General features: G+C 44.6%; 12 protein-coding genes. 9 read left to right on the forward strand and 3 right to left on the reverse strand.

Features of this window, described 5'->3' with window-relative positions:
• The first annotated feature begins 3 nt into the window (after positions 1–3).
• Complete coding sequence (locus tag ACFORK_RS09265; RefSeq protein ID WP_379197944.1) at positions 4–1,539, forward strand: spore germination protein; 1,536 nt, start codon at positions 4–6, stop codon at positions 1,537–1,539.
• A complete protein-coding gene (locus ACFORK_RS09270) occupies positions 1,536–2,708 on the forward strand; it encodes a Ger(x)C family spore germination protein (RefSeq protein ID WP_379197946.1) in 1,173 nt (390 codons plus the stop codon). Before ACFORK_RS09265 ends, ACFORK_RS09270 begins: the two co-directional genes overlap by 4 nt.
• Before the next feature lie 277 nt (positions 2,709–2,985).
• Here ACFORK_RS09270 and ACFORK_RS09275 read toward each other — a convergent pair whose 3' ends face one another.
• The gene (locus tag ACFORK_RS09275; RefSeq protein ID WP_379197948.1) at positions 2,986–3,414 is read right to left on the reverse strand and encodes a MarR family winged helix-turn-helix transcriptional regulator; all 429 of its coding nucleotides are present in this window, start codon (positions 3,412–3,414) and stop codon (positions 2,986–2,988) included.
• Between the two features lie 299 nt (positions 3,415–3,713).
• Between ACFORK_RS09275 and ACFORK_RS09280 the strand changes: the two genes are divergently transcribed.
• Positions 3,714–4,631, forward strand: a complete 918-nt coding sequence (locus ACFORK_RS09280) for an NAD(P)/FAD-dependent oxidoreductase (protein ID WP_379197950.1) — start codon at positions 3,714–3,716, stop codon at positions 4,629–4,631.
• A gap of 112 nt (positions 4,632–4,743) precedes the next feature.
• On the opposite strand, the gene ACFORK_RS09285 is transcribed toward ACFORK_RS09280, so the two are convergent.
• A complete protein-coding gene (locus ACFORK_RS09285) occupies positions 4,744–5,775 on the reverse strand; it encodes an alpha/beta fold hydrolase (protein WP_379198570.1) in 1,032 nt (343 codons plus the stop codon).
• Positions 5,776–5,978: 203 nt separating this feature from the next.
• Between ACFORK_RS09285 and ACFORK_RS09290 the strand changes: the two genes are divergently transcribed.
• From ACFORK_RS09290 to ACFORK_RS09305, 4 genes are all read left to right on the forward strand, one after another.
• Complete coding sequence (locus tag ACFORK_RS09290; protein WP_379197952.1) at positions 5,979–6,965, forward strand: phosphotransferase enzyme family protein; 987 nt, start codon at positions 5,979–5,981, stop codon at positions 6,963–6,965.
• Between the two features lie 187 nt (positions 6,966–7,152).
• The gene (yfmT, locus tag ACFORK_RS09295; protein ID WP_379197954.1) at positions 7,153–8,607 is read left to right on the forward strand and encodes a benzaldehyde dehydrogenase; all 1,455 of its coding nucleotides are present in this window, start codon (positions 7,153–7,155) and stop codon (positions 8,605–8,607) included.
• Between the two features lie 17 nt (positions 8,608–8,624).
• Positions 8,625–9,491 (forward strand): methyl-accepting chemotaxis protein, encoded by an 867-nt coding sequence (locus ACFORK_RS09300; RefSeq protein ID WP_379197956.1) that lies wholly within the window; start codon positions 8,625–8,627, stop codon positions 9,489–9,491.
• A 256-nt stretch (positions 9,492–9,747) separates the two neighbouring features.
• The gene (locus tag ACFORK_RS09305; protein ID WP_379197958.1) at positions 9,748–11,025 is read left to right on the forward strand and encodes a serine hydrolase domain-containing protein; all 1,278 of its coding nucleotides are present in this window, start codon (positions 9,748–9,750) and stop codon (positions 11,023–11,025) included.
• Between the two features lie 165 nt (positions 11,026–11,190).
• On the opposite strand, the gene ACFORK_RS09310 is transcribed toward ACFORK_RS09305, so the two are convergent.
• The gene (locus ACFORK_RS09310) at positions 11,191–11,799 is read right to left on the reverse strand and encodes a TetR/AcrR family transcriptional regulator (protein WP_379197960.1); all 609 of its coding nucleotides are present in this window, start codon (positions 11,797–11,799) and stop codon (positions 11,191–11,193) included.
• Positions 11,800–11,935: 136 nt separating this feature from the next.
• Between ACFORK_RS09310 and ACFORK_RS09315 the strand changes: the two genes are divergently transcribed.
• Together ACFORK_RS09315 and ACFORK_RS09320 are read left to right on the forward strand one after the other, a co-directional pair.
• Positions 11,936–13,468, forward strand: coding sequence for an FAD-dependent oxidoreductase (locus ACFORK_RS09315; protein ID WP_379197962.1), 1,533 nt, complete (start codon positions 11,936–11,938; stop codon positions 13,466–13,468).
• A gap of 141 nt (positions 13,469–13,609) precedes the next feature.
• Complete coding sequence (locus tag ACFORK_RS09320; protein ID WP_379198572.1) at positions 13,610–14,482, forward strand: alpha/beta fold hydrolase; 873 nt, start codon at positions 13,610–13,612, stop codon at positions 14,480–14,482.
• Positions 14,483–14,586: the final 104 nt, after the last annotated feature.

Genomic DNA, 14,586 nt, shown 5'->3' on the forward strand with positions numbered 1-14,586 from the left:
GTTTTGAGTAACCTGCCACGAAACCCGTCACGGTCAGATCAAACTCCAGACCACGAGTCGCATTCTATCCGTTTGACGGAAGATCTGGATCAGACTGAACAAGCGATGCGGGATATTTTTGCTGACTGTACGGATGTTATATTCAGACACTTTGAGTTTGAGGGCCCTTCCCGGCTGCTCTTCATTTATCTTCAGGGCTTTACCGATCCTCATTTGTTGAATCTCGATATTATTAAGCCTTTGAGTGAGCTTCATAGTAACGAGCCCTTTACTGCTGACGTGCTCAAAACCTACGTATCTTCTATCTCTGAACCCATCACTGATATCGATGAGGCAGCGGGTGCGATTGCTTGCGGTGACATTGTCTGCTTCAGTCATGGGGAAGCGGCTGCGTACAGTATGGAAGTTAGCCAGCCTCCTAAGCGAAGTATTGAGGAGCCCAGCAATGAGGTCGTAGTTCGGGGACCCCGGGAGGGGTTTATCGAGGATTTGAACACCAATATTACGATGCTACGCAGAGCGCTACCTAATCCAACGCTTAAGACCGAGGCTTTCCATGTGGGGGAGACCGTCAAGCGAAAGGTTGTCATCGCCTACCTTAAGAATATAACGCCCGTCGACATCGTGAATGAAGTCAGAGAACGGATTCTGAACATAAAGGCCGATCAGGTCTCGAATTACATGGAAGAGTTCATTGAAGAATCCGCGTTTACCCTGTTTCCGCAGATCCAGAACACAGAACGGCCAGACATTGTCAGCTCCAGTCTACTGGAGGGGAAAGTGGCCATTCTTATCGATGGCAATCCGTTCGTCTTAATTTTGCCGATGACCCTTTTGTCAGGCCTGCAAGCGGCTGATGATTATTACGAGCGGTTCATTTATACGTCGGCAATCCGGGCGGTTCGGCTAATCCTGTTTCTCATCTCCATCTATCTGCCGTCCCTGTACATTTCGATCACTTCCTATCATCCCCAAATGCTGCCGACTAACCTGTTACTGAGCATATTGTCCGCACGTGAAGGGATTCCCCTGCCCGTTGTATTTGAGGTGCTTATTATGGAATTTATGTTCGAAGGACTTAGAGAAGCAGGGCTCAGACTTCCGAAGCAGATCGGCTCTGCAGTCAGCATTGTAGGTGCACTGGTCATTGGACAGGCGGCTGTTCAAGCTGGAATTGTCTCCGCTCCAATGGTAATCGTTGTTGCGGCCACCGGGATTTCCTCTTTTGCAGCTCCCCGCTACAATATCGGTACAGCTGCGCGCATGCTCCGGTTTCCAATGCTGATCCTCGCGGCGTTATTCGGTCTCTTCGGGATTATAATGGGGACGATTCTCTTGATCGTTCGTCTAACGAACCTGTCTTCTTTCGGCACTCCTTATCTGAGTCCACTCGTTGACAGGGAGGGCCAGTCCCTGCGGGATACTTTCATTCGCGCTCCGCGCTGGATGATGCACCGCAGACCGCGTCCGGCCGTGCGGAAAACACCTCCAACGTCCGGCACACCACGATCAAATCCGCGTGAGGAGAGGAATTCATGAGATGGATGCTTCACAGACTGCTTCCCTTGGTTATTATTTCCTGTATGCTCGCCGGATGCTGGGATCGGCTGGAGCTTAATGACCGTGCTGTTATTCTTGGATGGGGGATGGACAAAGATAAGGATGGACAATATTTGGCCAGTGCGATGATTTTCATCCCACAATCGAATACTAACAACAACGGCGATGGGAATTTAGCTTCCCTGAGCAAGCACTTTGAAGTATTTACTGGAAAAGGAAAATCGATTATGGAATCGGCTAATCAGATTCAACCCAAGTTGTCACGTACCATTTTTGCCGGAAACCGTCGAATGATCGTCATCGGCGAGAGTATGGCCAGAGATGGGTTATCCAATATTTTGGACGAATATAGCCGGAATAAAGATGTTCGTCTTAGAACCGATATGATCATTGTGGAGAAGGGGACCGCCTTAAGCTTACTGGAGATGGTGTATCCGCTCGAGGATTCTCCGGCGACGGGAGCGCTGAAAATACATCAAAACACAGGCGGATTGGCAGACAAGGCCATGGTCTATTTTCTGCAAGCTATTAATGATCCGGGAAAGAGCCCAACACTCCCGCTTCTATCTCTATCCAGCAAGGAGCAATCGCATAAACAGGAAATGCAAATGACAGGTATTGCGGTCTTTGATAATAACCTGAAAATGAAATACAAATTAAATGTGGAGGAGACTCATTCCTTTTTTTGGCTCACTAAAAAAATCAATAAATTCAGTATCACGGTCCCCATAAAAGGAAAAGGGGTGATCAATATGGATATGCACCGCTTGTCCAGTAAAATTGCCGTGAAACTGGTTCAGGGAAAACCGCAATTTGAAGTGAAACTCAAAGGTGACGTAGTGATCGTAGAGAACGAAACTGCGCTGCATCTGGATCAGATGGAGGATTTCAGAAAGGCCGAGGAAGCACTTAATCAAAAATGTAAAACAGATATGGAAGCCTTCCTTCAACATATTCAGCAGGAGAAGACGGATGTCGTTGGGTTTAACGGTTATATTCACCGCAAATATCCTCGCACCTGGAGAAAGGTGGAGCCTAGCTGGGGGCATGATTTTGCCAATGCATCTGTTAAAGTAGAGGCGAATATGACTCTCCGCCAAATCGGCCTCACCGGAACCTCTATCGAAAATGAGGAGGACCCGGACTAGAGCAGCTTAATGTATAAAATTTCATTGATGCTATACCTTTTGAAATATGGTGCTAGAGCGTCTGTCGATGACTCGAGAAGGGCACTTCAAGAAAGAAGCTTTTTTCAGAACAAGTGAAAGTGGGCAGCCTATGTGGCATGATGCGTATCAATATTCTATCTTGAATGAAGAATGGAATGTTGATCACTGTAACAAATGAATATTCTTTCAAAAAACACTGATTCCCCACGGGAACAGTGTTTTTTTACAATGCCTTAGGGGCATTCACTGAGTCTCACTATAGATGGTCATTGACTTTCTTCAACAACTCTTTGAAGGTCTGTCGCTCATCCTCGGAGAGGGATTGAATGATTTCTGCCTCCACCTGTTGAAAGGACTGCTCGAAGGCTTCAATAAGCGCAATGCCTTTGGGCAGAACATAGATATTCTTTTGTCGCTCGTTATGGGCAGGGATTTTACGTTCGATGTATCCCTTTTTTTCAAGACCTTGAAGCATGCTGGTGATGCTCGCGCCGCGTACGTGGAAATGATCGGAAAGATCCTTTTGAATCAGACCCTTATCTTGATGTTCATAAATATAGCCGATCATCTTACCTTGCTGAGAATTTAACCCCAATTCTTTGATGCTCTCGTCGGCTCGTTTCTTTATTTTCAGTGAGACAAGTTGCAGCAAATCCAGGCTGAGTGTATCTTGCTCGGTATCCATTAAAGTGCCCTCCTTTGAAATTTGAACAATTATACTTCTAACTATCAGTAGTTGAACTATATAAGGATTTTCTAGTGTTTGTCAACCAACGCTATTAACAAACATCGCTTATAGAGCTTCTTGACAGGTAAATTGAATTAAAGTTATCATAGATACATTAGGTCTGTAATTGAAAAGATGAGCTTCTTGCTTAATATACACTGCCCTTACGACTGTGAAGGGCAGTGCTACAGTTCATTTAATTATAGATATAATATATCTGTATAGTATTTAATATATCTGATGGAGGTATTCAACTTATGACGATCTACGATTGTGCCATTGTCGGCGGCGGGCCGGCAGGATTAAATGCCGCACTGGTGTTAGGTAGAGCGAGAAAGAGTGTGGCGCTTCTTGATAACAGTCAGCCCAGAAATGGGGTGACACATGCCTCTCACGGATACCTTACACAGGATGGGGTTACGCCAGCCGAGTTTCGTCGTGTAGCCTATGAGGAGGTGTTGCGTTATCCATCTGTTCGCCATTTACCGACCGAGGTGATTGATATCCAGAAGACAGATCTTAGTTTTTCTCTGTCCACCTCTTCCGGTGAGCCTGTGATAGCTCGCAAGCTGATATTGGCTACCGGGATGAAGGAGGTGTTTCCCGAGATTGAGGGGCTTCGCGACTTTTACGGGAAAAGTCTGTTCAATTGTCCTTTTTGCGACGGTTGGGAGCTGCGAGATCAACCGCTTGTTGTCGTTTCCGACAATCCTGGTGTATTCCATAAGGTCAAGCTGGTCTTGGGCTATAGCCAGGACATCGTGGTTTGCACGAGCGGCCATGATATTCTGAATACCGATCAGCGGGAGCAGCTTACATCCAGGGGTGTGTCTATCGTGGACACGCCTGTCGCAGCTTTTTCCGGGAGAGAGGGGCTGCTGGAACGGGTACATTTTACAGATGGCACGATTGTGGAGCGCAGGGGAGGATTTATTGATCCTACTTTACTGCCTCACGCCCGGTTCGATAAATCATTAGGCTATGAGATTGCGGACAACGGTGCGATCGTTTCTGATGAGACGGGCAGAACCAAAGTAGCTGGACTATACGCAGCCGGAGATTCGGCCTATGTGATGCCTTCTCAGTTGATTTATGCCGCTGCTTCCGGCAGTAAGGCTGCAATGTCTGTTGTTGCTGATCTGATGGAAGAAGATTGGAGTAAATTCTCGAAGTAGGCTCTGAATAGAGAACTTGGGAACAAGTGAAAATCAAGAAGGCTTCTCATGGTTCGATTGAACACGTGAGGAGCCTTTTTATATGCAAACTTTGATTATGCATTTTACAAATTTATTTTGCGAATGTATCGGTCATCCATTGCGAGAATTTAGCTTTTTCTTCAAATTGAGGGTAATGAGCGGATTGATCGTATATTATAAGTTCCTTCTGAGGCGCCTCTAGCTTCTCCATATACTTATGAGCTGAATCCGCAGAAGTCATATAGTCGTATTTCCCCATAATAAAGTACACAGGTAAATTTAGTTTGGTGACTAGGCTTGGTAGAGGTTTATCCATAGCTGGCTTTAATAAAGTATCCTGTGAGTAAAATAAGCCGCGATAAAAACGGATGATATCCAGTAAGTTATACTCCGGTCCGAACAGGAAACCGTCCCTTATGTCGGTAGCTTCATCGATCAATCTTGCTGCCCCGCCATATTTTCGGAGATAATCTCGTGGAGCTAACTGCTCGCCACTCTGGATTTTATCGGTTAATCCTTGCAAATGCTGGACATCGGTTGTATTGCCGCTTGATTTGGCTTGATCGATCATGTAATTCAAGGCATCCAGTTCACTCTCTACGGTATCTGCCATCTGACCAATTCCTATGTAGGCTTCATATTTTTCAGGAGCTTGCTGTACTGCCTGTGTAGCAATATAGGTACCAAACGAATGCCCCATCAGAATAACCTTCTTCTTATCCAAACGATCACTTATATAATCTGTCAAAACCAGCAAATCCTTCACTAATAGATCACTCGTGAGATTCGAGTAGTCTTCTCCAAAGTGATACGATTTCCCGGTGGCCCGTTGGTCATAATGAACGATCGTGAAGTGCTTTTCTAATTCATCCTGGTATTTGGTCACATAAGGTATTTCAGAAACACCTGGACCGCCATGTACAAAAATGACAACAGGATTGCTCTTGTCCTGACCCCGGATCATCAATTCATGACCAGTGCCATTAATTTCGACTTGCTTGAGTTCGCTAATGCTGTTTTCTCCTTTTATTGCGGGTGTCCATGTTGGGAAGATCAACCCTATGCCCACAAGTAAAAGAATCGCGAGTCCGAGATACAGCAGAATCCGTTTTACTTTTCTAATAATCTCATCTCCTTTATCTGGTGTAAAAGAATAATATAGCATATAAAGAATTTTTACCCAATACAATAATAACCTTTAATTGGCTATAGTGGATAATTATTAAACGTGTAGAAAATATCAATAAAGTAATACACTTCTTTTATTTACATAATAGATTATGATTTTACAATAATCATTTTTTTCACAAAGGAGCTGAACAGGTCTTGATCAAAATATCCGATCACTCGCTGGACACAATGGCCAAGAAATTCGGTACCCAAATGGATGCCCTGACTTTTGTGGGCGGTGGAGGAGAGGAATCAGACGGTATTCTCTATGGCTATCGTTCCGGGTCCCGCGATATGGTTCTCAAGATTATGGCCGTTCCGAAGAAAGATGCTGATAGGGCATTTAAAGAAATGAACGAACGCACCCGGTTTATCAACTATCTAGGAACACATGGGATGGACATCGCTTATCCGGTAATGAATGCGAACAATAACCTTATCGAAACACTGGATACAGGTGACAATATCCTGGTAGCTTATACGATGGAGAGAATCCGCGGGAGTGTTCCAGGGGTCAATGATTTCACCAAGGATTTCCACACCAGATACGGAGCAATGATAGGAAAGCTACACCGGCTCACAAAGGATTATCCCACTTGGAAAGGGAATGCGCAGGAGAAAGACAGTGACGCAATGAACTGGGAGGGTGAATGGAACTCCTTTTATTCATGGTGTAAAGATGTAGAGGTTAAGCAGGCTTGGAAGAGCCTTAAGCGTGAACTGTCTGAACTTCCGATAAACCGGGATACCTTTGGCTTTATTCACAACGATCCGCATATAAATAATATTATGCTAGAACAAGACCGGATTGTCCTAATCGACTTCGATGTTGCCTGTTATCACTGGTTCGCGAATGATATTGCTATCGCTTCACAGTTTCTGTTGTTTTCGACAGCTGGTGGAATGAAAGAGCCGTTCAAGGATATGGATAGTTTGAAATCTTTCTACACGCATTTTATGAACGGTTATGAGACGGAAAATCATCTGGACGCCTTATTTCTAAATAACCTCGAATTATTTATAAATTACCGCAGATTGCTGATGTATACTGTTTCTCAGAGTTGGCTGGAATCGAACCCACAGGAAAATGAAGCGTGGAAGCGAATGATCCTGAACAGCCCGCAGCTTCATTTATTCAATTAAATCTAGTTCAGCTGGTGGACCCTTGACTAATATTATGGTTAAGGGTCTTTTGTATCTCTGAAAGTAGCGTTTCGGTCAGATCAATTACAATTCCTGTCTTTTTAATGAAGTAAATCCAAACAAATTATCGGGATTATGTCGATAAATAAATATATTGCTAGTAATTATCAACTCTGGAGGGATACTATTGAACTACTCAACGTTAGGAAAACAATTTATTGCTGGCGAATGGAGAGATGGCAAAAGCGGTAAAACGCTGGTCGACATTAATCCTTACAATGATGAGGTAATTACCGATTTTCAAATTGCGAGCGTTGCAGATATTGATGATGCTTATCAGGCTGCCTATAAAGCTAAGCTCGAATGGGACAAGGTTAACCCGTATCATAAACGTGATATCCTGGAGAATGCGGTTAAATATATTGAAGCGAATGAAGAAGAAATTACGTCCATCATTGTTCAGGAGCTGGGCGGAACACGGCTGAAGGCTGCTTTTGAAATCGGACTTGTGAAAAATATGGTTAAGGAAGCGGCGACGTTCCCACTTAGAATGGAGGGTAAGATTCTACCTTCTACAGAGGACGGTAAGGAGAATCGCCTATACCGCATTCCGGCTGGCGTAGTTGGTGTAATCAGCCCATTTAACTTCCCGTTCTTCTTGTCGATGAAGTCAGTTGCTCCAGCACTGGGGGCCGGCAATGGGGTAGTGCTGAAGCCGCATGAGGATTCCCCTATTACTGGTGGAACGCTGATTGGCAAGATCTTTGAAGAGGCGGGTATCCCGAAAGGTCTATTGAATGTTATAGTTACAGACATTAACGAAATTGGTGATGCGTTCGTCGAACATCCGATACCGCGAATCATTTCCTTCACAGGCTCGACAAAGGTCGGAAGCTATATTGGCCAGCTGGCAGTGAAGAACTTCAAGAAGCCACTGTTGGAGCTCGGCGGGAACAGTGCGTTCATCATTCTGGAGGATGCAGATATCGACTACGCGGTACAAGCGGCGACATTTAGCAGATTCACGCACCAAGGCCAGATTTGCATGTCGGCCAACCGGATTTTAGTACATAAGAACATCTATCAAGATTTTGTCGATAAATTCAGTGCGAAGGTCTCTACGCTTACAACAGGTGATCCGAGTGAGCCAGGGACCATCATTGGCCCTGTTATCAACAATCGTCAGGCTGACACGCTGCAGAAGCTGATTGCGAGGGGGATTGAGCAGGGTGCGGTTCCGCTGTTGCATGGTAAAATTACCGGTAGATTGGTAGAGCCTACAGTACTGGCCAATGTCACACGTGATATGGATGTAGCTCAAGAGGAGTTGTTCGGCCCCGTTGTGTGCATCATTCCATTCGAGACAGAAGAGGAAGCGATTGAGATTGCTAACGATACTCGCTTTGGACTTAGCGGGGCTATTCACACTTCCAATCTTGAGCGTGGTGTAGAGATGGCGAAGAAGGTCCAAACGGGTATGATCCATGTGAACGATGTCACGATTAATGACGAGCCTATTGTAGCTTTTGGCGGGGAGAAGCAGTCCGGTTTAGGCCGATTGAACGGGGAATGGAGCCTGGATGAATTTACTACGTTGAAATGGATTTCGGTTAATTATGGCCAAAGGGCATTCCCGTATTAAGAACTGGAGGAAAACGAATGAGTACAGTAACTGAAGAGCAAACACAGCATGAATTGATTAGAGCTTTTGTAAAGGTAGCTCCACTATTGAATAGCCTTACTAACGACGACATTACGATTGGCATTTATGACACGGAGAAGCTGATCATCAACATTCCAGGCGCTACCTTCTCACTGAATGTCAGCCCCGGGGACCCGCTACGGGAAGGGGATATAGTAACGAATGCAATCAAGGCTAATAAGCCTTTGTCCGCTGTCGTTCCCAAAGAGTTGTTCGGATTTCCACTTGCTGCACACGCGATCCCGCTGCATGATGAACAGGGCAGAGTTATCGGCGGTGTAGGGATGGGGACCAGTCTTGAGAAAGCAAATAAGCTTTTTGAGATGGCCGAGAGCTTCTCAGCAATTGTCGAACAGACTACTGCATCTATTGAAGAGATCAGCGAGGCTGTAACTCATCTAACCGACCGTGTGACTGACGTTACGAGTCAAGTGAAGGACGTTAGCGCCAGTGCGCAGCAGATCGGTAAAATTTCCACTGTGGTGAAGGAGATTTCGGATCAGAGTAACATGCTAGGTCTTAATGCTGCCATTGAAGCGGCACGAGCAGGGGAAGTGGGCAGAGGTTTCTCCGTTGTTGCCGATGAGATCCGGAAGCTGGCGACAAGCTCGAAGGAGAATGTAGACCAGATTAATGGGATTACGAAAAATATTCAGGAACTTCTACTACGCTTAAATAATACGTTCACTGATATTCACAAGCTAGCCGATGGTCAATCAGGCGCGATTCAGGAATTCACTGCAACCATCCAGGAGATCAGTGCTAAAGCAGAAGAATTAGCGCAGGTAGCGGAAGAATCCCTTTTTTCCAAAGATAACGGGTAATAAGGAGTAACTAGAAGAATCCCAATTTCTCAGGTTTAAAATGAGAGGTTGGGATTTTTTGCTGCTCCATTAAGGGGAAGATCAATCTCATTTGACCAAAATAACATTAAGCTTAGGGGTCACTTTAGTTCAAACCATTTTTTCTATATCATGTAAACCTAACAAATGATACGGTGAATTCATAATAATCACATGCCGTATCTGTGGGGAGGACACAATGTATACATATCGGAAAAATGAGGGTCCGTTGCACGCTATGTTGAATGATTTTACCACAAATGGTCATATACCGGCATTAGCTGTCGGAATAGTGAAGGGCAACGAAATTTACTTTACAGGTGGATATGGAACAGCCAATCTATCGACTGGTGATCCTGTTGTTCATAGCACTTTGTTCCACCAAGCCTCCGTCTCCAAAACATTCGTTGTTACGGCCATTATGCAATTGGTTGAGTGTGGACAATTAGATCTGGATTCTCCAATCACGAAATATCTTAGTTACTTTAAACTGGATGACGATCGGTATCCAAATATCACAGTTAGGCAGCTTCTGAATCATACCTCTGGCATGCCGGACGAAGAAGATTATGCGTGGGATCGGCCGGAATATGACGAGCAAAGTCTTGAAAGATACGTAAAGAGTATCAGCTGTTACAAGCTACTGAGTGAGCCAGGACTTAATTTTGCTTACAGCAATATAGGCTATGAGATTTTGGGTGACTTGATAGCAAAAGTGAGCGGTATGAGCTTCGAGCAGTACATGCAAGAATATATTCTTGCACCGGCAGGGATGCAGTCCAGTTCCTTTTTGAAACAGGAGGTGGAAGCTCAGCTTGCCGCACCCCATGTGCTAAGGACTTCGGATGGCTACGGCGGCTATATCAGTGAAGTATTTCCTTACAATAGGGCACATGGGCCTAGTTCTACTCTGTATACCAACGTTGAAGATATGTGTCAGTATATGCTGATGCATCTTAATCAGGGTCTTGCAAAGAATGGATATCGTGCCTTGCAACCTGACTGCTATGATGAAATGTGGAAGCCTCATGCTACAACGGGGTACGGGCAAGAGAAGAATCAGATTGGTCTGGGCTGGTTTATGGGGGAATATAAGGGTCACCGAATCCTTTCACATTCAGGATGGGATACTGGCTTTCTAAGTGATCTGATTCTGCTTCCTGATGAAAACATCGCTATTTCTGTGATGACCAATTGCGACTACATCTGGCTTGGTAGCGTAACCTTTCCAATTCTTGATCTAATGCTTGGTTCGAACATTCAGCAGCTAAAGAAATCAATGGCACATAAAGTTGCTGAGTTAGTCGTATCCGATGGAGTAGAGAAGGCGTTGGAAGAGTATCATCGCATCAATGGAATGGAGTATGGGCAGTATTATTTAGTCGATTTTGAATTTTTGCGAATCGCCGAAGCATTAACTTGGAATGGCCACGAAGAGGACGCTTTGCGCATTCTTACCTGTGCTGCCGCAATATTGCCTGATAGTGAATCAATTTCTAGAAGGTTGCAGCTATAGACTCTGAACGGGGAATATTTCAGGCTATCCACACAAGCCGTCGAAGCCACATGGCATCGACGGTTGAATTTTGTAAAAAACATTACAGCCGCATTGGATCAGACTTCTTTTCCGCAAGGTCTTTCTTGTATGCAAAAAAATTATCGGCATCAGCAATCCCCAATCTCAACACTCAAGCTTCTCAATCCGTTGAAGAAATTCAGGTGCATATTGATCAGTCTGTCTAAAAGACTTGGAAAGCTCCGTGATGATCGCCCCCATTTCTACAGCAGGAAGTGGCATGCCGTTCATGAGCCAGTCAACCATGATTCCGAACGTTCCGCTCAATTGATACTTCAGCGTATATCTATAATAGAGTTGTTTTCTTAATTCTTTCTCATTTCGATATAACTTACTATAGGTGCGTTCCAAACGCTCGAAATGATTCATTAATAAATGTTCAATGTTAGCTTTCATTAACCTCGTTGTGATGTTGCTCTCCCGCTCCAATTTCTCAAAGAGAAGCTTCGGAATGACATCCTCGTTGTCTTCACTGTACAATCTTTTAATATCCGTAATAAATTCATTAAAGAGTGTCTCCAGATACGTATCAACAATATCATCCTTACTCTTATAATTCCTGTAAAATGTCTGTCTGGCGACACCCGCTTTATGGGTAATGGCGGCAATCGTGATTTTCTCATAAGGGATGGTCTCAAGCAGGATCAGCAAGGCTTCCAGTATCCATTCTCTGGTTCGTTGAACTTGAGTATTGACTCTGTGTTGTAGTTGCAACACTTTCACCTCTTTTGTCCATTTTCGCCCATCCGACGGGTATTTCGTTTGAACTCCACTTCTATTCAAATTATAATACACTAGCAATAACTGTAACAAATGTCACCTTTACAACCTTATCACAGGCACGAAAGGAATGAACATTATGGGACAAAGATTAGAATGTGGTAAAGCTATAGTAATCGGCTCAGGTATTGCTGGATTAATGGCCGCACGAGTTTTGTCTGATTATTATGAGGAAGTCCTGATTGTTGAACGTGACGAATTCCCCACAGAACCTGTAAGTCGTCAAGGTGTACCCCAGTCGTTTCATCCCCACCGTGTGCTTCCCCGTGGCAGAATGATTCTTGAACGCTACTTCCCTGGCTATATAGACACTTTAATAGAGCTGGGCGCTCAACCTACCTTTGGAGAGTCAACAGTATCGGTTAATAAGTATGGGAGCTTTGTCAACCAAATCTCTGATAAAGATGCTTCTAGCAGCAGAGTTCTGCTGGAATGGGTTCTTTATCAGCGTGTTCAGCAGACTTCAAATGTAAGCTTTCTCACAAGCACAGAGGTCAAAGGGTTAATGACTTCAGAAGACCAGCAAACGATCATAGGTGTGTATACGAAATCTCGTGACGAACTGAAAACAGAAGCTTCATTGACAGCGGATCTGGTGGTAGATGCAGCCGGCCGATCTTCTAAAGTCATCAAATGGCTTGAATCGCTCGGACAACAGATTCCAGAACCGGAAATTCTGAAAGTTCCGCTTGGCTATAGCACCCGTAACTATAAAATCCCTCCACATGTTGATCAAAAATGGAAATCCTTCTTCTATGATACTCAGGCGGGCGAAGGGGTAAGTGCCGTCATGGTGCACCGGATTGAAAATCATATTGCGGGTGCAACCATCGCCAGTGCGGGAGGAGAACATTATCCTTCAACAAACACTGCTGAATTTGAAGAAGAGCTCAAGCGCTTAGTGACGCCGGATATAGCAGAGCTGCTCGAAGAATTAGAGCCGCATCAAGGACCACGGGGGTATCGGTTGGCGGAATCTGTTCGACAGCATTTTGAGCAGCTGGAGGGCTGGCCTTCAGGACTGTTAGTGCTAGGGGATGCCTTATGCAGCTTTGACCCTATTTATGGCCAAGGCATGACTGTTGCTGCGATTGAAGCCGAGACTCTGGCAGCAAGCCTGGAAGAGCAGCTAGCCAATCCTCAGCCTGAGTTTGAGCTACGTGCGCTGCGCAGAATGCAGCAAGCTCTTGAGCCTGCATGGTGGCTTAGCTCTGTTTCAGATTTACGTTGGAAAGGTGTCGAGCATGTCTATTCCAAACCATTGAAGGGCATCAGATTTGCCCAGAAATATATTGACCTATATACGAAAAAAGCGACTAAATTGGCCATTGAAGAAGGCAACAAGGCTTCCTTTTTCACCCTGTTTATGATGAACGGATTAGTCCTTCATCCTCGTGAATTTTTCAATGCTGATATACTGACCATGCTGTTGAATGACAACGGATCTGTGCAAGAGCAGCAATTAAGAGCAGAGCTGGGAGTAGAGGACCCTCAGAAGTTCCAAGACAGAATCGATGAACTTATTCCTTCTTTTGAAGCTGCCTACGATGACCGCCTGAAGGAGATACTGGCCGCAATGTATCAGCATGCAGCAGCAGAGTAATTTATGTCCCTACTAAAAGAACGATCGCGATGATTCGCGATCGTTCTTTTTTTGACTATGACAATGTTTGTCACTATTAATGGTTATACTTTCGCTTGTAAGTTCAACTTAAATCTTATTTCGAAAGGGGAAAGATTAAAAATGTCGAATTCTCATCATGAAATTACACCAGTGCGGAAATATTTTAAATCAGGAAATCTCCAGCTATCCTATCTAGACTTTGGCGGGGAGAGCGAACAAACAATGGTGATGCTTCATGGGGCGATGGCAAATGCCAGAACATTCTCGGAATTAGCGGTTAAATTCGCTAACTGGCGAGTGATTTGCTTAGATCAACGCGGTCATGGTTGGAGTGAGCATGCACCTGAGAGGGAATACTCTAGAGATCATTATGTCACGGATGTGCTGAATCTGATTCAAACTGAGCTTGGAGGGCAAGCTGTAACAATTCTGGGACATTCCTTAGGTGGGATAAACGCTTATCAATTCGCCGCCCGTTACCCTGAATTGGTCAATGCCGTGATTGTCGAAGATATCGGTGCAGAGATTCATTCGGACTTCTCCTTTGCGAACAAACTCCCATACCGATCAGCATCATTAAAAGAACTAAGAGATTCGCTTATAAACATAGGCCTCCGGGCGATCGATTATTTCTCAGAAAGTGTGCTGGAGGATGAACAGGGCTGGGGGTTCCGCACCGATCTGAAAGGTTTGCAAACTATCATAGTGCAAGTAAATGGGGATTGGTGGGAAGATTGGTTAGCATCCAGCTGTCCTATCCTGCTGATTCACGGTAGAAAAAGCTTCTTTTTCGACTTACCCCAAGCGAAACAGATGGAAGCAAGCAGGCCAAACACAAAACTTGCTGTTTTCGAAGATTGCGGACACGGTGTCCATTCCGATGATTTGAATGGTTTTTATCAAGTTATGAATGAATTTCTTAATGACCTAGGAATTCTCGATAATCCCGCCGTGTTCGGCAATATCCATAAATGTTCCAATTGCTATATTTAAAATACAGCCTCAGCAGTTCCATATCTGTGGTAGTACGAAAAAAAGACTGATGCCTCCTCACTGCCCTTCAGCAAGCTGACCATAGGAACACATCAATAACAATG

Source organism: Paenibacillus sp. GCM10012306, assembly GCF_042649265.1.
Classification (GTDB): domain Bacteria; phylum Bacillota; class Bacilli; order Paenibacillales; family Paenibacillaceae; genus Paenibacillus_AQ.